Annotated in this window: 17 protein-coding genes; 7 read left to right on the top strand and 10 right to left on the bottom strand. The window is 71.4% G+C overall.

All coding sequences use genetic code 11. The features are described 5' to 3' along the window. Positions 1–50: 50 nt before the first annotated feature. The 4 genes from Vse01_RS00290 to Vse01_RS00275 form a co-directional block, all read right to left on the bottom strand. The gene (locus Vse01_RS00290; protein WP_093402117.1) at positions 51–575 is read right to left on the bottom strand and encodes an NUDIX hydrolase; all 525 of its coding nucleotides are present in this window, start codon (positions 573–575) and stop codon (positions 51–53) included. A gap of 93 nt (positions 576–668) precedes the next feature. After that, a complete protein-coding gene (locus tag Vse01_RS00285; RefSeq protein ID WP_093402116.1) occupies positions 669–1,202 on the bottom strand; it encodes an AAA family ATPase in 534 nt (177 codons plus the stop codon). 81 nt (positions 1,203–1,283) lie between these two features. Next, complete coding sequence (locus tag Vse01_RS00280; RefSeq protein WP_093402442.1) at positions 1,284–2,165, bottom strand: hypothetical protein; 882 nt, start codon at positions 2,163–2,165, stop codon at positions 1,284–1,286. Next, positions 2,162–3,373 carry an MFS transporter gene (locus tag Vse01_RS00275; RefSeq protein WP_093402115.1) on the bottom strand — a complete coding sequence of 404 codons (1,212 nt, stop codon included), beginning with the start codon at positions 3,371–3,373 and terminating at the stop codon, positions 2,162–2,164. Before Vse01_RS00275 ends, Vse01_RS00280 begins: the two co-directional genes overlap by 4 nt. A 58-nt stretch (positions 3,374–3,431) precedes the next feature. Between Vse01_RS00275 and Vse01_RS00270 the strand changes: the two genes are divergently transcribed. Next, entirely contained in the window at positions 3,432–4,427 is a 996-nt protein-coding gene (locus Vse01_RS00270) for a helix-turn-helix domain-containing protein (protein WP_093402114.1), read from the top strand. Here Vse01_RS00270 and Vse01_RS00265 read toward each other — a convergent pair. From Vse01_RS00265 to rpsD, 6 genes are all read right to left on the bottom strand, one after another. Continuing rightward, positions 4,414–6,357, bottom strand: a complete 1,944-nt coding sequence (locus tag Vse01_RS00265) for a copper resistance CopC family protein (protein ID WP_093402113.1) — start codon at positions 6,355–6,357, stop codon at positions 4,414–4,416. The two genes, Vse01_RS00270 and Vse01_RS00265, sit on opposite strands and share 14 nt — an antisense overlap. Before the next feature lie 119 nt (positions 6,358–6,476). Further along, positions 6,477–7,499, bottom strand: coding sequence for a DUF916 domain-containing protein (locus tag Vse01_RS00260; protein WP_232511066.1), 1,023 nt, complete (start codon positions 7,497–7,499; stop codon positions 6,477–6,479). A gap of 88 nt (positions 7,500–7,587) precedes the next feature. Then, the gene (locus tag Vse01_RS00255; protein WP_093402112.1) at positions 7,588–8,220 is read right to left on the bottom strand and encodes a hypothetical protein; all 633 of its coding nucleotides are present in this window, start codon (positions 8,218–8,220) and stop codon (positions 7,588–7,590) included. A 36-nt stretch (positions 8,221–8,256) separates the two neighbouring features. Then, entirely contained in the window at positions 8,257–10,668 is a 2,412-nt protein-coding gene (locus tag Vse01_RS00250; RefSeq protein WP_373870599.1) for a family 43 glycosylhydrolase, read from the bottom strand. Positions 10,669–10,758: 90 nt separating this feature from the next. Beyond that, positions 10,759–13,182, bottom strand: a complete 2,424-nt coding sequence (locus tag Vse01_RS00245; protein ID WP_093402110.1) for a glycoside hydrolase family 43 protein — start codon at positions 13,180–13,182, stop codon at positions 10,759–10,761. Positions 13,183–13,393: 211 nt separating this feature from the next. Further along, positions 13,394–14,002: a 30S ribosomal protein S4 gene (gene rpsD / locus Vse01_RS00240; protein WP_093402440.1), complete on the bottom strand. Its 609-nt coding sequence runs from the start codon at positions 14,000–14,002 to the stop codon at positions 13,394–13,396. Positions 14,003–14,050: 48 nt separating this feature from the next. Here rpsD and Vse01_RS00235 point away from each other — a divergent pair, with 48 nt between their 5' ends. The 6 genes from Vse01_RS00235 to Vse01_RS00210 all read left to right on the top strand — a co-directional run bounded on the left by Vse01_RS00235 (position 14,051) and on the right by Vse01_RS00210 (position 18,932). Continuing rightward, on the top strand, positions 14,051–14,761 hold the full coding sequence (locus Vse01_RS00235) for a DUF2470 domain-containing protein (protein ID WP_232511065.1): 711 nt from the start codon (positions 14,051–14,053) through the stop codon (positions 14,759–14,761). Positions 14,762–14,804: 43 nt separating this feature from the next. Further along, positions 14,805–15,626, top strand: coding sequence for a type 2 periplasmic-binding domain-containing protein (locus Vse01_RS00230; RefSeq protein ID WP_093402108.1), 822 nt, complete (start codon positions 14,805–14,807; stop codon positions 15,624–15,626). Positions 15,627–15,742: 116 nt separating this feature from the next. Beyond that, positions 15,743–16,162: a TOBE domain-containing protein gene (locus Vse01_RS00225; protein ID WP_093402439.1), complete on the top strand. Its 420-nt coding sequence runs from the start codon at positions 15,743–15,745 to the stop codon at positions 16,160–16,162. 32 nt (positions 16,163–16,194) lie between these two features. Next, positions 16,195–16,941, top strand: a complete 747-nt coding sequence (gene modA / locus Vse01_RS00220) for a molybdate ABC transporter substrate-binding protein (protein WP_170863336.1) — start codon at positions 16,195–16,197, stop codon at positions 16,939–16,941. Between the two features lie 3 nt (positions 16,942–16,944). Next, positions 16,945–17,790 carry an ABC transporter permease gene (locus tag Vse01_RS00215; protein WP_093402106.1) on the top strand — a complete coding sequence of 282 codons (846 nt, stop codon included), beginning with the start codon at positions 16,945–16,947 and terminating at the stop codon, positions 17,788–17,790. Beyond that, positions 17,772–18,932 (top strand): ABC transporter ATP-binding protein, encoded by a 1,161-nt coding sequence (locus Vse01_RS00210; protein ID WP_093402105.1) that lies wholly within the window; start codon positions 17,772–17,774, stop codon positions 18,930–18,932. The genes Vse01_RS00215 and Vse01_RS00210 overlap by 19 nt, the downstream gene beginning before the upstream one ends. Positions 18,933–18,964 lie beyond the last annotated feature (32 nt).

The following is an 18,964-nucleotide window of genomic DNA, read 5'->3' as shown; positions in this document are numbered from 1 at the left end:
CGTCGGTGCCACCGCCGTCGTCACGACGATTGGCCAAGCTCGACCCCCGGCTAGGCCGGCATCTGGCGCAGGTAGTGATCAAGGGTGACCCGCCCGTCGGGGACGAACGGCCAGGACGGGTCGGCGAGCCGGGCGACCAGCTCGGCCAGGTCGAGCCACCACCCTTCGGCGACCTCGCTGGGCTGATGCACCACCGGGCCGCAGTGGTGCCGCCGGTAGCGGGCCTCGAAGACGTACGCGAGGTAGTTGGTGCGCGTGTCGGCGTACCAGTACCGCAGGCAGGGCCGGATCTCGCAGTTCGTGACGCCCAGTTCCTCGGTGAGTTCCCGGGCAGCCGCCTCGGACGGGTCCTCGCCGGCCAGCACGACACCACCGGCGAAGGCGTCGTGCATGCCCGGATAGACGTCCTTCGTGTCGGTGCGGCGGTGGACGTACACGCGGTCCTGCTCGTCGCGCAGCAACACCGCCGTCGCGGCGTGCGGCAGGTTGCCGGCACGTACGGTACTGCGTGGCGCGGTGCCGGTGACGGTTCCCGAAATGTCACCTTCCAGGTAGAGCGCCACGAGTTCGTCCATCCGCCCACCGTAGCGCCGGTCGGGTCCGGCACGGCCTCGACGGTGATCCCCTGCCCCGTCCAGGCACCACCGGAACCGCCGCACGCCGGACCGTCACCGGGACGGCGAGCCGTTCAACCAGCGTTCGAGGGCGTCCGGAGTCTCGAACAGCAACACCGGCGGTCCACTCGGATCGGCGTGCCAGGCCCGTAGTCGACGCCGTTCCCGGCCGAACTCGGTGAGGTGCCACACCAGGACCGACTCGGTGGACAGCACGCTGCCCAGTGACTCACGGTTGCCGTTGCAGATCTCCTCCCCCGTCGACAGCCGGCGCAGCGTACGCCGCAACAACCAGCGAAAGGACAGCCCGCGCGGGTAGTCCAGCCCGATGACCAGGTCCGCGCGGGCCAGCGGCACGTCCCGCCAACCGTGGTACGCCCCGTCGAGAATCCAGCGGTCCCGGCGGCAGATCGCCTCGATCCGGCTGCGTTGCCGCGCCACCGGCACCTCGACCCAGTTGGGCTCCCAGAGCAGGTCGTCGACCGGGTACCAGGGCAGCCCGAGCCGCTCGGACAGCCGCTGTGCGAGGGTGGATTTGCCGGAGCCGTGGATCCCGTAGACCAGGATGCGCGACAGCGTCTTGCTCATCGCGCGGCAGCCTATCCGGCCGCCGCCACCAGCCCGAGGGAGGCGTCCGGGCGGCCGGTCGACGGCCGCCCGGAGCCGGGATCAGCGGTTGGTGGCCAGGTCGCCGCAGTCGGTCTCGTCGGGCAGCAGCGGTCGCAGGGCCACCGTCCACCGCTTGCCGTCCGAGGCCCACGGGGTGGCCGCGTTCGCCGCCGCCGCGGCGGTCAGCACCTGCTGCGCCTCGTCACCGGTCGCCGTGACACAACCCAGGCCCAGGCCCTCGCCGAGTTCGGCGCCGGGCAGCGCCGGCCCGGGCCAGGCCACCTCGGGCTGCTCGCCGGCGTCGGCGTTGGCGACCCAGGGCTCGGCCACGGCGGCGACGGCGGTCGGCGCGTACGGCTGTGTATCCGTCGCCGCGGCGGCGAGCGGACCGGACTCGGCGGTCAGCGAGTCGGCGAACTCCCGCAGGGTGTCCCGCTTCGCCCGCTGGTCGGCGGTGAGCCCGGTCTGCGCCCCGCCGGACTCGGCCAGGGCATAGACCTCCAGCTCCTCGACGCCGTTGTCACCGAGGATCGTGAAGCGCGTCGCGGGCGCGTCGGCGACCGGCGGCGTGCCGAAGTCGGCCGGGCCGCCCACCCCGGCGGCGCGGGCCGCCTTGAGCAGTTCCGCCACCTCGGTGGCGCTGATCGTGCCCACCTGAAGGTTGGGCAGCGCCGGACCGGGATAGATCAACGGCACCGGCCCCTGGGTGATCACGCGACCGTCACCGTAGACACTTATCGCGGGTAGCCGGGTGGCCAGCATGGCCGGCGTGACGAAACCGCCGGTGTGCTCCATCCGGAACACCACCGCGTCGGCGGAGTAGGACCGCTCGGGTGAGTCCGCCTCTCCCAACCCGGCGTCACCGGCCTGCTGGCCGCAGGCCGCGGACGTCAGCAACAGCAGGGGGACGACCGCCAGTCGCCCGCTTCGACGAATGCTCATGCCGATCGGACGTCGGCGGGCGCCGATCGGTTGCATCCGACGGGCACCGGCGCGGTCCGTCGCAGGCCCCGGGTCAGCAGCAGCGTCGTGACCAGCGACAGCCCCGCCATCACGGCCACCGCCCGGTGGGTCGGCAGCAGGTCGGCGACCGCACCGGCCAGCGCCGCGAACACCGCCTGACCGGCCAGCATCCCGTTCTGTTGCAGGCCCAGCACCTGGCCCCGGGCCTGCGGCGAGGAGCCGGCGATCAGCCGCTCCTGCAACGGCAGCGAGACCGCGAACCCGACCGAGGCGACCAGGGCGAGCAGCATCGCCAGCGGCAGCTCCGGACGGATCAGGAAGACCAGGTAGGGCACGGGAAGCAGCAGCCGCAGCGGCAACACGCACCGCTGCCGCGCCGCGACCGGCAGAAACCGCCCCACCAGCACATCGCCGGCGAGCATGCCCAGGGCACCGGCGGCGAAGAGGAAACCGGCCCGGTCCCCCGCGTACGGCAGGAACAGCGCCTCACAGCCGACGACCAGTCCATTGGGCAGCCACAGGTTCAGATACAGCGACCGGCGTCCCGGGTCCGACCACAGCTCCCGGTTGATCCGCATGGTGCGGGCGGTCGAGGTCCGCTCACCGGCCCGCGCCGGCCGCTCCCGCAACCCGAGCCAGGTCACCGCCACGGCCAGCGCGCGCAGCGCGGCGGCAACCAGGAACACCTGGTAGGGGCTCAACCAGACCAGCAGCAGACCGCCCGCCCCGAAGCCGGCGATCTGCATGACGCCTACGCTCACGTTCATCGTCGACCGGCCCAGCACGTACGCGTCGGCCGGCAGAATGTCGTTGATCAACGCCCAGCGGGCACCGCCCGTCACCGACCCGACGTACGCCACGAGCAGGATCACGACGAAGCGCACCGACAGCGGCAGACCGGGAACGGCCTGTAGCACCGCACCGGCGAGGCCGACCAACGCGGCCAGGGTCAGCGCCCGGCGCGGCGGCAGGCTGTCGGCCGCCGAGAGCAACGTCAGGCTGCCGAACACGCTGGCCAGCGGCGCGCCGAACATGCTCAGCGCGGTGAGCAGTGCCGAACCGGTCACGGTGTAGGTCAGCGAACCGAGGGCCAGCGCCGACGTGGTGTGCGCCGCGATGCCGGCGCAGTTGGCCACGAAGAGGTTGCGGAATTCGGTCACGGCGAACAGTTCCGAGTACGTCCTCACGCCGACGATCGTCGGGGCGTCGACGCGGGCGGCGTAGTGTTACGGCTGGGGGCGAAACATGTCGCTGTGGCGAGTGCCGGTGGATCTGCTGGCGGGCAGTCGCTTCGTCATCTCGCCGATGACGGACACGGTGGCCGCGCTGAAGGCGCTGCACAGCCCCCGCCACCCGTGGCAACACTCCTGGCAACGGCCGCACCTCGGGGCGTACCAGCGGATGCTGGCGCGGCGGCCGGTGCTTCCGGCGCTGCTGGCGGCGGCCTTCGCGCCGCGGTGGATCGCTGATTTCCTCACCCTGCCGCCCGCGACGGCGACGCCGACGTTCGCCGAGGAACTTGCCGTCGTCGCCGCCCGCTCCGACGAGCGGATCCGCGCCGACCTGCGGGCGACCCGGCCGGGACCGCTCGCCGAGGTGCTGTGCCAGGACGGTCTGACCGAGCAGGTGGTGCACCTGCTCGACTGGGTCTGGACCCACACGGTGCGCCCGGAGTGGCCGGAGCGGGAACGCCGGCTGCGGGCCGACGTGGTGGCCCGCACCTCGCGGCTGAGCGCCCACGGGTGGGCGGGCCTGTTCGCGGACCTCAACCCCGGGATGCGCTGGTTGGGCGACGGCTGGCTCCAGGTCAACGACCACCCCGCCGCGCCGCTGCCGCTCGACCGGGCCGCACAACTGGTGTTCGTCCCGGCGCACTGCGCCAAGGGCTGGGTGGTGTGGGACCACGACCGGTTCGGCATGGTCTACCCGGCCAGCGGCATCCTCGCCGAGGTGTCCCCGCCCACGCCGAACGGGTTGGACCGGCTGATCGGCCCGAACCGCGCCGCCATCCTGAGCCAGCTGGGCACGCCGCTGAGCACCTCGCACCTGGCCGCGCTCACCGGGCTGTCCCTGGGCGCGGTCGGTGACCACCTGCGGGTACTGCTCGACGCGGGCATGGTGACCAAACGCCGCTCCGGGCGGGAGGTGCTCTACTGGCACACCCCTCGTGGCGCCGTCCTGGCGGCCGGTGAGCCGGTGCCGGCGGATGTCCGGGTGGACGAGGATCTCAGGCCAGAGTGATCGTGAACGCCGCGGTGTGCACCTTCCCGTCCACCTGGAAGTCGAAGAACGCCCGGTAACGACCGGCACTCGGCGCGGTCAGCCAGAACTTCACCGCGCCGTCGACCAGCTCCGGCTCCGGATGGACGTGCAGGAAACCCAGGTCGCCCTCGCGCACCACCACCAGATGCCCGTACGCGCCCAGGTAACGCTCCAACGACGCCGGCCCGGCCGCCCCGTCGCGGTCGACGCGGAGGGTCAGCGGAACGGTCATCCCGATGGTGGGCGCGCCGGCCAAGGACACCGTGTACGGACCGGTCTTCGTCTGCGGCTGCGGCGGGGGCAGTCCGGCCGGTTGGTAGTTGCCCGGCACCTCGTGGTCGACGCCGAGCACCAGCGGCAGTCCCTTGCCGTCAGCCGTGGTCACGGTGAAGTCCGCGTAGATGCGGTAGCCGCCGGGTCGGGTGAGTTTCAGCGGCACGCTCCAGGTGCCGTCGTCCGCCATCGTCGGGTGCAGGTGCTGGTATCCGCCGAGGTCACGGCCGACCACGATCATGTGTAGCGGCTTGTCGTGCACCACCGCGAAGCGGGTCACCGGCTGCCCGTCGATCCCCACCACCCGAAACCGGTAGTCGCTGGTCGCGCCGGCCGCCTGGGAGCGCAGCACCGGCTTCAGCGTGTACCCGGCGACGCTTACCGTCGTACCGGTGGCCTGGTCCTGGCCGTCACCTGGATGCGTGTGCGGGCCGGTCCCCGGCCCGTGCTGGTGCCCGTCGCCGGCCGACACCGCCGGCGCCGCGTTTCGGCCGCCGCCCGGTGCGGTGCCCGGCGGCTGCGCGGTGTAGGTGGGGTCGTCGTCGGTGCCGATCCGGCCGAGGGCGAACCCGGCCAGCAGCGTCAGGACAAGTCCCCCGACCAGCAACGCGAGCCGGGTGTCGCCGACGCGCTGCCACCAGCCGGTCGACGCGGATCCGTCCGCCGGTGCCGCAGCGGCGGCTTCCGCAGGTTCGCCGTGCGCCACCGGTGCGGTGGTGACCGCCTGCTGGGCCGGGGTCGCCGCCGGTACCGTGGCTGCCTTCGCGCCTCGCCGAGCGGCCGGGACCGCAGCCGTGCGTGCACCACCTGTGGCACGCCGCCCCTTGGCCTTCGTGGTCGGCTTGGCGCGAGGTCGGTTGGCAGCGGACCGACGTACCGCCTTGCGACTCCGCTCGACGCGGGCCGGACGGCGCTGCCAGGCGAATAAGCCGGCGACCGCAGCCACGCCCACCACCACGGCGGCCCAGCCCAACAGGCCGGTGCCGCCCGAGTCGTCCGAGGTGGGTGGCGCGGCGGCGACCGACGGGACCGGTGCCGTCGGGGCGACTGGGGTGGTGTCGCCGGCTGCCTGCTGCGATCCGGTGTCTCCGTGCTGCTCGGCGGCGGCGAGCAACGACGGATCCGGCTGACCGGTGGGCGGTTGCCAGTTCGGCGGCGCGGCCGTCGGCTTACCGGTGTACCGGAAGGTGACCGTGCCGCGCACCGGGTCACCGTCCGAGGCCACCGACAGGTAGCTCACCGAGTACTGGCCGGCGGCGGGCAGGTGCGCGAGGGCCACCACCGCGGGAAAACCGGTGGTGTACTCGCGCGGTTCGAACACCCCGTCGACCAGGAAGTACTCCCGCACCGGACGGTCCAGTGTGCGGGGTTCGCCATGCGTCCAGCCGTTGTCGACCCGGGCGCCGCCCGGAGCTGTGACGGTGAAGTACGCGTCCTCGCGGACCCGCTCGGTGAAGATGAGCTGCACGGCCGTCACGGCCTCGTCGACGGTGGCGCCATCGGCCGGTGTGGACATCGCCAGGGTGCCGTGCGCCGAGACAGGCGTGGCGGTCCCGAGAAGGACGACGCTGGCGGCAAGGGCCAGAGCGAGCAGACCGGCGGCGACACGGCCGTGAGCCCGAGGGAGACGACGCATCGGATCATCCTCGCGATGACGCCGCTTTCTGCAATAGGTCGTCATCTTTTTGTTCAGATGGGAAAAGTTCTGGTCGTCCAGACCGATACCGGGATGGTGGTCCACTGCCGTCGTCCTGATCAGTCGGCGACGCGGACGGACTCGCGGCCCTCGGCCCGGGCCTGTTCGAGCAGCCGGGCGAGCTTCCGACGACGTCGGCGGCTGATGGTCCGCCAGCCCAGCAGCAGCGTGCCGACGAGCACGCCGAGGACCAGCTGTGGCCAGGGCAGCGCCCACGCGGTCACGGTGATGGTGGTCGGCCGGATATCGGCGCCGCCCGGATCACCGGAGACGACCGTCGGGGTGACCTCGACAGTGGTGGTGAGCCGTCCCAGCCCCCAGATCCCGCCGACGTGGGCTTCGACCTGTCGCCCGTCGCCCGGTAGCAGCTCCGGCACGTCGGTGGCGGCGCTCCGGCCCGCCAGGCCGAACAACTCGCCCACCCGTACGCTGCCGTCACCGGTCGCCGCGACGTTGCCGTTGTTCTGCGCCGTGAACGTCAGGTGGACATCGCCGGGGCTGAAGGGATTCCACGACCTCTCGTACCTGACGCTGAGATCCCCCACCGCGACTGCGGCGGTGACCGTGCCGCTGGCCCGCAGCATCACCCGGAACCCGACCCTGCTCTGCACCGCCACCGTGCCCCCGGCGCTGGTCACCGTGGCCGCGACACCGGCCGGATGATCCCCCGGCGTCGCGTCCGGCGGCACGGTGATTGTGAACGGCACCACGGTCGTCTGCTTCGCTCCGACGGTCACCGTCTCGGGCAGGGTGATCCAGGTTCCACCGTCCACCGACTCCTGGCCGGAGGTCAGCATGTTGAACCGCCCCTTGTCGGTCAGGTAGCCGTCGGCGGCCTGCAACGCGAACACCACCGGCGCGTCGCCGAAGTTGCGCACCGCCAGGTGCTCGGTCAGCACCGTACCCGGATCCAGCGTGTGCTCGATCCACCGACGGCCGTCCGGGCCCCGGGCGTCCGCCGGCTGCACCGCCCAGGTCACCGTCGCACCGGTCGGCTCCGCCGACACGGCGACCGGTGCGGACAGCACGATGGTCGACATCGCGACCAGCACCGCCCCCCACCGTGGCAGGAATCGGATCATCACAGTCCTTCGAGGTCGGGATAGTACGGACCGGGGGCCGCCGGTCGGCGACCCCCGGGTGTGCGGTGGCGTGCCACCGCACCGGCCGTCACTCGAACAGGGACAGGGTCAACGTCGAGGTGTACGAACCGGCTGCGACATCCGCCGGGGTGCGCAGGAACAGGTCGGCGTCGACCGAGTACGCGTCCCCGGTCACCGCACCCGAGTCGAACGTCGAGACCAGCAGTTCCTGGTCGACCAGGCCCACGTTGTTCCCCGGCTGCGTCGGCTCGTCCAACACCGTGACGACCTCTTCGCCCGCGCTGACCAGGCCGGTGTCGCCGCCGTCGAGCAGTCGCGGTTTCCAGCCCAGATGCCCGGCGGCGATCGGCGCCTGACCGGCGCTACCGACGAAATCCGTAGCGCTGCCCAGCACCGCCCACGCCGCACCCTCGGGTGCCTCGTCGGCCGTGCGGGTGTCGGTGACGGTGACCGTCGGCAGCCCGCCGACGAACTGGCGTACCAGCAACGTCGAGCCGTCCTCGGTCAACGCCACCGAGTCCCCGGCGATCGACATCGCCAGCACTCCCGGCTCCTGGATCTCCTCGATGTCGACGGTGACCTCCACCTCGCCGGTGTCACCCGGCTCGGCCTGGGCCGGTGACGGCACCACCGCCGACCCGACCAGGAGGACGCCCGCAGCCCCCGCTGCGACCAGCCGCTTGCGATTCCATGTGCTCATCCGTTGCTCCGTTGTCGTGTGTGGATGGAGTGCAGGTCAGGCGCCGCAGTCGGCAGCGGGATACTCGGCGGTGCGTACGGTGGTGCCCTCGACACCGTCGGCGGTGACCCGGACGGTCGCCACCCCGGCCGGAACCGTCGGCGTCCGCGCGTTGAACTGCTGGTACGCGTTGGCGCCGGGAGCCACGCCGGTCACCGACCGCTGCCCGTACGCCGTCTCCAGCACCACGTTCACCGGCGTGTCGTGATCGTTGCGCGCCTGCACCGCCACGTACGCGTTACCACCCACGCACCGTGCCTGGGCACTGACCGTCACCGGCACCCCCGCTCCGTTCTCGAAGGCCCAGGTGTCCAGTTCGAAGAGGTCGGCGCCCTCCGGCCCGGCGTAGGTGAAGTACACGTCGTGCACGCCCGCGACACCGTCGAGTTCGGCGGTCATTTCCGTCCACTCGCCGAGGGGCGCGTCGACCGGGATGGTCGCGACCACCGGTGCGGTGACCTCGCCCAGTCGAATCTGGATCGATCCGCCGCTGACGAGCGGCCGTACCTTCGCCGTCACGCTGCGGGCACCGTCACCGAAGTCCACCGACGACAACGCCGTCCAGTCGCCATTGTCGATGTCACGCACGACCAGGTTCGGTGCCGCGTCGCCGAACTGCGCGGACCCTCCGTCGACCTTGGCGGTCGCGACACCCTTGCTCCAGCCGAAGGTCTCCGCCTCGAACACCCGGTACGGGTCGAAGTCGCGGACCTGGTCGACACCGGCGTAGGTGCCCACCACCTGCTGGATCGTCCCGTCCTCGTTGAAGGTCAGCTCCTGGATGTGCGGGCTGCGGTACCCCTGGGTGGTGTTGCCGTTGATGCGCTTGTTCAACGTCGGGGCGTGGTACGTGAAGTAGTGCCTGCCCTCGTACTCGAAGACGGACTGGTGGTTGTTGCCGCCGGTGCCGGTGCCGAAGAACTGGGACTGGTTCGGGAACAGCACACCCGCATAGGTCTCCTTCGGCCACTCCATCGGGTCGTCGGAGATCATGTAGCCGATCTGGCCGCCGCCGGGATAGCCGGGCAGCGGAGTCTGGTTGCCGCCGAAGTCGTTGCCGCCGAAGTGCGACGAGTACGAGAGGTAGTACTTGCCGTCGCGCTTGAAGACCTGGGCCGCCTCGAAGGCCACTGGGGCGTCCACCACCGCCGCCGTACCCTCGGTCGACACCATGTCGTCGCCGAGCTCGATGACCCGCAGGTTCTTCGGGTTGTTGAAGCGCTCGGCCGGCGGCATGCTTGTCGACGCCGGGCCCCCACCGAAGTAGAGGTACGCCTCGCCGTCGGAGTCCACAAGCGGCGCGGGGTCGAACTTCCAGGCGACGTCCTCGGCACCGGGCGTGCGGCCGTCGATGAGCGTGCTCGTCCGCTCGCTGGTCCACGGACCGACCGGCGAGGCACCCGTGATCACGTTGCTCGAACTACCGTTGTTGGCGTAGTAGAGGAAGAACTTCTCCTCACCGTCGACCACCTTCTTGGCCATCCCTGGGGCCCAGGAGTTGGCGGTGAAGGGTGCCACCCCGTTCGGGCCCGCGACCTGGATCTCGCCGTGGTCGGTCCAGTTGACCATGTCCGTCGTGGAAATCACGGTGATCTGGTTGATGTCGCCGTAGTTGATGCCCGGCGAGACCCCGGTGGCCGGGTCGGGTGCGTACCCCTGGGTGTCGTTGGTCAGGTACAGGTAGACCCGGCCGTCGTGCACGAAGCCGAAGCCGTCGGCGCCGAACTTGTGCCCGATCAACGGGTTGTGCTCGCCGGGCAGCTTGCCGACGACCTCAATCGTCTTCGACGGCGCGGGCGGCGGCGCGGCGCCGACCACCGACACGCCGTCCAGCTTGAAGTCCATCAGGTGCACCTCGGGGTCCGACGACGGCGTGCTCGTCCACGGCGTCTCGAAGAACAGCCGGGCGGTCGAGACGTTCTGATCGGCCGGGATGGTGAAGGTTCCGGTGAACTCCGCCCACTGGCCCTTGGTGGCGACGACGCTGACCAGGTTGGTGTAGGTCGCCGCGCCGTAGTGCATCGTGGCGAAGAACTGCTTCGTCGCCGGTCCGTTCGGGTTCTCGTACTTGATCCGGGCGGTCAGCGTGTAGCTCTGCCCGGCCTGCACCCGGCCGCTGAGATCCTGCATCGGGCCGGACCCGGTGGTCGCCCGGTTGGTGACGAGCACGGCGTTCGAGCCAGCGTGGGCGTCCGCGGTGAGCGACAGGGTGGCGCTGTCGGTCGCGTTGCCGTTGTTGACGAACCAGCCGGTGAGACCGTCCTCGAATCCGCCGTTCACGACAAGATCGGTCTCGTCCGCCTGGGCCGGCGACCCGGCGACGAGCGCGGTGGCCAGCATGAGCCCGACCGTGACGACAGCGGCGGCCCGACGTAGGGCCGCCCTTCGCACGCGATGTGTCACTGACATCCTCCTTGATCACTGCGGTGGATCCGGGGGTTCGGCGCCGACGGCCGGCCCGTGCCGGTCCAGCCGTCCTGGTCGTCGGGACGGGGCGGGTCAGCAGTCCGCAGCCGGGTGGTTCGCGGTACGCACGGTGGTCACCGTGCGTCCGTCGACCGACCCGGTGACCCGGACGGTCACGGTGCCGGCGGACACCGCCGGGGCACGGGTGTTGAACTGCTGGTAGGCGTGGGCGCCGGGCGCGACGTCCGGGACCGACCGCTGGCCGTACGCGGTCTCCAGCACGATGTCGACCGGCGCGTCATGGTCGTTACGGGCCTGCACGGCCACGTACGCGCTGCCACCGACGCAGCGCGCCTGCGCGTTCACGGTCACCGGCACCTCGACCCGGTCGGCCCGGAGTACGCCGAGCCGGGCGAGCTGGTAGGTCAGCGCCCGCTCGGGGGCGTCGATCTGGTTCTGGGTGCCGAACCCGTCGGCCCGCGCCGCCTGCGCCTCGGCCAGCCGGGCGAGCATGACGGCCCAGGCGTCGGCGGGATGGTCGGCCTCGTTCAGCGACCCGGCGTACGCGATGGCGGCGTCCAGCCGGCTGGTGTCCAGTGGTCGGCCCTGGGCTGTCAGCGTGTCGCTGAGCAGGAAGTGGTCGAAGTCGACGTGCCCGCCGGTCTGCTGGGTCGCGTAGTTGAACAGGCCGACCCGGTGCCCCATGAAGTGGGCGAGACTGCCGTCCAGCGTCTGCGGGCCGACCCGGCTGCCCAGTTGGGACCACTGACGCCCGTCGAGGCTGTAGTGGAAGGTCGTCCAGAGCTGACCGGTGGGCGAGGCGAAGTCGAGGTCCGCCTTCAGGTGCACCTCGGTGGCGTCGCCCAGCGGCACTGTGCTGCCCGGCAGGAAGTTCTCCAGCGTCGCCTGGTCCAGGTCGACCGCGAACGGTTGGCCCCGGTTCACCACGCCGATGGTGTTGACGCCACCGGTCCGCTTGACCGCGACGTACGAGAAACCGCGGTTGTAGGCGGCCAGACCGGCGACGTCGCCGTCCTTCATCCCGGAGATGTCCATTCTGGTTTCCACCGACTGCCGTGGTCCGAACGTCCGCTGCGACAGGGTGTTGCGGGCCTCCTCGAACCAGGCCAGCTCGGCGCGGTTGGCGAGCTTGGTGTAGACGTAGTCGCCGGTGACGACCTTGCCGGCGGTGAGTCGCAGCCATCCGGCGCGGTCGGTCAGCGACCAGAACCGGTTGTCCGGGGCGTGGTTCCATTGCCACGCCAGGTCCAGCCGCGACCCGTTCGGCGCGATCTCCTCCGCGCTTCCCGGCGGCGGCGTCCACTCTTCGTCCAGGTAGGGCTTGTGCGACGCGTCGTTGGCGAAGTCGTCGGAGACCACGATGCTCTGCTGCCGGGCGAACAGTTCCTCGGCGGGGCTGAGCCGGATCGGTTTGGCGAAGGTGCCGTCCACCGCCACGACCCCGTTGGCCCCGAAGGTCGGCCAGCCGTCTGACCAGGTGGCGGGGATGAGCGCCGGGATGCGGCCGATCGGGAAGGTGTCCCGGAAGAACATGCCGTACCAGTCCGTCGTCCCGCCGTCGCGGGTGATCGGCACCAGGCTGCCCTGCGCGAATCCGTTGGAGTTGAGCACGCCGCGCGCCTCGTAGGTGTTCACGCCGCCGGTCGAGGTGTAGCGGCCGAGCAGTTCGCGGGAGCGGAACATGACGACCTGCCGGCCCTGGCCGGAGGGCCAGGTGATGATGACCGCGTAGTACCAACCGTCGATGTGGTAGAACTGGGCCCCCTCGAACAACCCGCCGATGAACGGCTGACCGGCGTAGTCGCCCGCGGTGAAGATGTTCGGGTAGTCCGCGGTGATCTCGGTCAGGTCGGCGTTGAGCCGTACCGCGCTGGTCCCGCCGGAACCGTAGAAGATGTACGGCGTGCCGTCGAGGTCGAAGAAGAGCGAGGGATCGTGCAGGCCCCGGCCCAGCGCCGTGCGCTGCCACGCCCCGTTCTCGATGTCGTCGGTGCGGTAGATGTACGCGCCGCCGAGGTTGTTGGTGTTGAACGCGACGTAGAAGACGCCGTCGTGGTGGCGCAGGGACGAGGCCCACTGGCCCTGCCCGTACGAGTTCTGCCCGTTGCGTAACGAGAACGAGTCGCCGACGCTCGCCCGGTTGAACACGTAGTTGACGATCTCCCAGTTCACGAGGTCGTAGGACTTCATGATCGGCGCACCCGGGCTGAGGTGCATCGTGGTGCTGATCATGTAGTAGACGTCGCGACCCTCGTCGTTCTCGGCCGCCGGCACCCGTTCCACGCTGATGTCCGGCACGTCGGAGCGCAGCAGCGGCACACTGTAGGTGCCGTCCCCGCGGTCGGTCGAGGTGTACGACGACGGTGGGGCCCACTCGTCGGCCGCGTGCGCCACGCCGCCTGGGGAGATCGCGGCGGCGCAGAGCAGCACGCCGGCCGTGACCAGTGGGATTCGTCGTGGCGGGCGTGGGGCAGGAGGGCCGGCAGACACCTGCATGGCGGGGCTCCAGACGCGAGTGGTACGGGAGCCTCTATGCTGTTAGCGCTAACATAGATCGTCAATACCTTGGTCGAGATCGATCCGAAATATTCGTGAAACAGCGCCGCCGCCAACCCGGCGCAGGTGGGTCCAGAAGGGACCGGTCACCGAACCCGGACGGCTCCGCCTCCACTGAAGGCGGGGAGCCGGCCGGGCGGCGGTGCAGGGTTCAGCGCGAGTAGTACTCCACGACCAGTTGCTCGTCGCAGCGGACCGGCACCTCGGCGCGGTGCGGCAGTCGGGCCAGCCGCGCGGTCAACCCGGACAGGTCGACGTCGAGGTACGCGGCCGGGCGCTGCGGGGCGTGGGTGCCGGCCGCGGCGACGACGAAGGGCGTCTTGGCGCGGCTGCCCTCGCGTACCGCGAGCACGTCACCGGGGCTCAGTCGGGCGGACGGCCGGTCGACCCGCCGGCCGTTGACGTTCACATGCCCATGGCTGACAGCCTGGCGGGCCTGGTAGATGGTGCGGGCGAAGCCGGCCCGCAGGACGAGCGCGTCGAGACGGCTCTCCAGGTCGATCACCAGCTCCTCGCCGGTCTTGCCCGGGCGACGCACCGCCCGGTCGAACGCCCGCCGGAGCTGACGTTCCCGAAGGTCGTACTGGGCCTTCAGACGCTGCTTCTCCAGCAGGCGGACCTTGTAGTCGCTCTCCTTGGTCCGCGAGCGACCGTGGACTCCCGGCGGGTACGGCCGTCGCTCGAAGTAGCGCACGCACTTGGGCGTCAGCGGGATGCCGAGCCGGCGGGAGCGCTTGATCTTAGGGCGGGACTGGTTCATCATCACCTCTCTAGTAAGGTTAGGCTAACCTAAACGGAGGTGGCAACGTTGGGCAAGGTACTCCCGGCGGTGACGACCAGCACCCCGGCGGAACGGCTGCGTACGCTGCTCGCCGGCACCGGGTCACTGACCCTGCGTACCCCCACGCACCGCGCGAATCTGGTCGGTCGGCACACCGTCGCCGCCGACGGGCGGCTGCGACTCGCCCTGCCCGCCCGGACCGAGGTGGCCCGGCAGTTGCTCGACCTGGGCGAGACACCCGCACAGATCGAACTGACCGATCTCGTGCCGCTTCCCGTACGCGATCGGGTCCGCGCCCGCGCCACCCTGTCCGGCTGGCTCACCCTCGACGAACTCGACGGCGGCGAGGTGACCGCCCGGCTCGACCTGGCCAGCGCCGATCTCATCGACCCCGACGGCGACGCCAGCGTGGATCCGGACACACTGGCCGGCGCACGTCCCGATCCACTCGCCGCGCACGAGGCGGAACTGCTGCGCCACCTGCACCGGCATCCGGACGCGGTGCGACGCCTGGGCCGGCAGGCCGCCGCCGGCCTCGGCGTCGACGCCCGATCCGTCCACCCACTACGACTCGACCGGTACGGGATCGTGCTGCGCCTGGAGCTGCCGACACACCATCGGGACGCGCGGATCGCCTTCGTCAGCCCGGCCGACGGGCTCCGGGACGCGGTCGCACACCTGGCCGGTCTGATCGGCGCCCACCCGTCCTGCCGGGCCTGCGTCACCTCCCACCGGTAGCGCACCGCCGCCGCCCCGACCCACCTTCACGAACGGAGCCTCCATGCAGCCCAGCCGAGCAGAACTGGCCCGTACTCTGGTCAGCAGCACCACCCCGGCCACAGTCGTGGCGGAAGACCTTTCCCCGGTCACGGGAGTACGGCACGGCGCCGACGACGACGGCCGCGTCCTGCTGCTCTGTCACCGTGGCGACCCGCTCGCCACCGGGCCCCACGACGTGTGCGTGCAGATCGCCGACGAACCACCGCTGCCGTTCTCGCCCGGTTGGGGCCAGGTCCGGGTGAGCGGTCGGGCAACCCCGCTCGGTGGAAACGCGGCCCGGACCGCCGCCGACTCGATCGCCGTCACCCTGCCCGATCCCGACCTGCTCGACGTCGGCCACCACACCGTCATCGTCGAGGTCGTACCGAGCCGCGTCACGCTGCTCCCCCGGCGGGCCGAACCGCACGAGGCCCGCCGGCCGCCTGCGCCCGCGACCTCCGGCTGGCTGGATGGCCCGGTCACCGACGGCTCGTCGGTTGGCCGGCACGACGAACTCCCGATCGGTCTCGCCGACTATCGCAGTGCCGACCCGGATCCGGTGGCAGCGATGGAACGCCCGTTCCTGGTCGATCTGGTCGACCATCACGGCCCGCAGCTCTACCCGTTCCTGCGGCGGCAGCTGGTCGCCTCGGGTGTCGACCTGCCGGCCGACTGCCTGCCGTGCCCGCTGCGGCTCGACCGGTACGGGCTGCTCGTCTCCGTTCCCGACGGCGACGCGACCGCCTGTTACCGGCTCTGCTTCACCCCGCCGCTCGACGGTCAGCAGGACCTCCTGGACCGGCTGCATCCGGTGCTGTTCCACCACCGCTGCGACCACCACTGACGAGCGCCGACGACCTCGACGAACCGCAGCTGCAATTTGAAAGGCGGCGCGCGGCCCGCAGATTCGATGGCTTCCCTATCCCCAGGCTCGTAGCTGCATGGCGTAGGGTGAGCGCCGTGACGATGTTCCGCATGAGCGAGGCGGCCGAGCTGCTGGGGGTCAGCGCGGACACGGTGCGGCGCTGGGTGGATGCCGGTCGTCTCGCCGCCACCCGCGACGAGCAGGGACATCGACTGGTCCACGGCGTCGATCTGGCCGCCTTCGTCCGGGCGCGGTCCGACGACCCGGTCGATCGGGCCGACGAGTCCTCGGCCCGTAACCGGCTCCGGGGGATCGTCACCGCCGTGCTCAAGGACGCCGTGATGGCCCAGGTGGACATTCAGGCCGGCCCGTTCCGGGTGGTGTCGCTGATGAGCCGCGAGGCCGTCGACGACCTGGGACTGTCGGTCGGTTCGGTGGCGATCGCGGTGATCAAGTCGACCACCGTCGTCGTGGAGCGACCGCCGACCAACGCGGACCGGAGTAGCGGCTCGTGACGGCCCGACGCCTGGCCCTGTTAGCCGCCGCGATGACGACGGTCGCGCTGGCCGGCTGCGGCAGTGGCGGGACCACCGACCCGCGACCGCCGGGCGGTGCCTTGACCGGTGACGTCACGGTGTTCGCCGCCGCGTCGCTCACCGAGTCGTTCACCCGGATCGGCGAGGACTTCGAGACGGCGAATCCCGGCGTACGGGTCACCTTCAGCTTCGCCGGCAGCTCCGCCCTCGCGAACCAGATTAACCAGGGTGCCCCGGCGGACGTCTTCGCCTCCGCCTCTCCCGCGAACATGACGACCGTCATCGACGCCGGCAACGGCGACGGCAACCCGCGCATCCTCGTCCGCAACCAGCTCGTGATCGCGGTACCGGACGGCAACCCGGGCGGGGTGAACGGCCTGGCCGACCTGACCCAGCCGGGCGTCAAGGTCGCGCTCTGTGCCGAACAGGTCCCCTGTGGCGCGGCGGCGGCGAAGGTCCTGGCCGCCGCCGGGACGAAACTCACCCCGGTCACGATGGAACAGGACGTCAAGGCGGCCCTGTCCAAGGTACGGCTGGGCGAGGTCGACGCGGCACTTGTGTATCGCTCCGACGTACGGGCCGCCGACGAGGACGTGGATGGCATCGAGTTCCCCGAATCGGCCGGGGCGATAAACGACTATCCGATCGTCGTGCTGAAGAACGCCCCGAATCAGCCGGCCGCCCGGGCGTTCGTCGAGCAGGTGCTCTCCGGGCCGGGCCAGGCCGTCCTCGCCGCCGCCGGATTCCAGGCTCCGTAGCAGATGCCCCGGCCTGACCAGGTGACCGTCGCGCCCGCCCGGTCCACGCCACCTCCACGAGCCAGGCGCACCGGTCGGGTACCCGTCGCGTTGCTGCTGCCCGCCGCCCTCGGCCTGCTCTTCCTGGTGCTTCCGCTGGCAGGTCTGCTGGTCCGTACGCCGTGGAGCACCCTCCCACAGCGCCTGACCGAGCCGGGGGTGCTCACCGCGCTGCGGCTGTCCGTACAGGCGGCCACCCTCGCCACGCTGCTCTGCCTCGTCCTCGGGGTGCCCCTGGCCTGGCTGCTCGCCCGCATCGACTTCCCGGGCCGCCGCCTCGTGCGTGCCCTGATCACCGTGCCGCTGGTGCTGCCGCCGGTGGTCGGTGGCGTGGCTCTGCTGCTCGTCTTCGGCCGGCGGGGCATCCTCGGCGGCTGGCTCGACAGCACCTTCGGGTTCACCCTGCCGTTCACCACGACCGGTGTGGTGCTCGCCGAGGCCTTCGTCGCAATGCCCTTCCTGGTGATCGCCGTCGAGGGCGCGCTGCGCGGCGCGGACGTCCGGTACGAGGAGGCGGCGGCGACCCTCGGCGCGGGCCGGTGGACCACCTTCACCCACGTCACGCTCCCGTTGGTCGCCCCGGGCATCGCCGCCGGAGCGGTGCTGTGCTGGGCCCGGGCGCTCGGCGAGTTCGGCGCCACCATCACCTTCGCCGGCAACTTCCCCGGCCGTACCCAGACCATGCCGCTCGCGGTGTACCTCGCCCTCGAAACCGACCTGGAGGCGGCGATCGTGCTCAGTCTCGTCCTGCTCACCGTCTCGGTGGTGATCCTGGCCAGCCTCCGCGACCGATGGCTCGGCAACTCGTGACCACCGATCCGAACTCCCCCGGCGTCCATCCGAGCCCGCCGGGCGATCCACCACCCGGACGCGCGGTGCTCGACGCCCACCTCGTCGTGGACCGTGGCACCTTCCGACTCGACCTGCCGCTGACCATCCGCCCCGGCGAGGTCGTCGCACTCCTCGGGCCGAACGGTGCCGGCAAGACCACCGCGCTGCGGGCTTTCGCCGGCCTGCTCCCGCTCACCGACGGGCACCTCCGCCTCGCCGGCCGCCACCTGGATCATCCCGGCCGGCGGATCTGGACGCCGACCGAGCAGCGCCCGATCGGCGTCGTGTTCCAGGACTACCTGCTCTTCCCGCACCTGACCGCGCTGGACAACATCGCGTTCGGGCCACGTCGACAGGGCCTCGACCGGCAGCGGGCCCGGCAGCGGGCCGCGGACTGGCTGGCCCGGGTCGGGCTCGCCGACCACGCCCGGCGCAAGCCCCGGCAGCTGTCCGGCGGGCAGGCCCAGCGGGTTGCCCTGGCACGGGCCCTCGCCGTCGAACCGGCACTGCTGCTGCTCGACGAGCCACTCGCCGCCCTCGACGCCCGGACCCGGCTCGACACCCGCGCCCAACTCCACCACCATCTCGCCAACCACCGCGGCGCCACACTGCTGGTCACCCACGACCCGATCGACGCCGTCGTCCTCGCCGACCGGCTGGTCATCATCGAGGACGGGCAGGTGGTGCAGGAGGGCGACGTCGCCACCGTCACCGCCCAGCCACGCAGCGACTACGTCGCCCGCCTGGTCGGTCTCAACCTCTACCGGGGGTACGCGGACGGGCACCACGTCCGGCTCACCGACGGGTTCCACCTCGTCACCGGCGACCAGCACGTAGGTGCCGTCTTCGTCGCCTTCGCGCCGTCGGCCGTGGCGCTGCATCCCCATCGCCCCGACGGCAGCCCCCGCAACACCTGGCCGGTCACGATCAACGGGATACAGCGCCACGGCGACAACCTGCGGGTGCAACTCGACGGCCCGGTCACCGTGGCGGCCGACGTCACCCCGGCCGCCGCCGCCCAACTGCAACTGGCACCCGGACGAACGCTCTGGGCTGCCGTCAAGGCGACCGAAACCCGGGTCTATCCGGCCGCGGTGGCACCCACCGATGCCGAGCCGTAGCCTGACCGGTCGCGGGACACCGTCCGCGTGCC

This window comes from Micromonospora sediminimaris (assembly GCF_016863575.1).
In the GTDB taxonomy this organism is placed as follows: domain Bacteria; phylum Actinomycetota; class Actinomycetes; order Mycobacteriales; family Micromonosporaceae; genus Micromonospora; species Micromonospora sediminimaris.
This window is presented reverse-complemented; position numbering and strand designations above follow the sequence as displayed.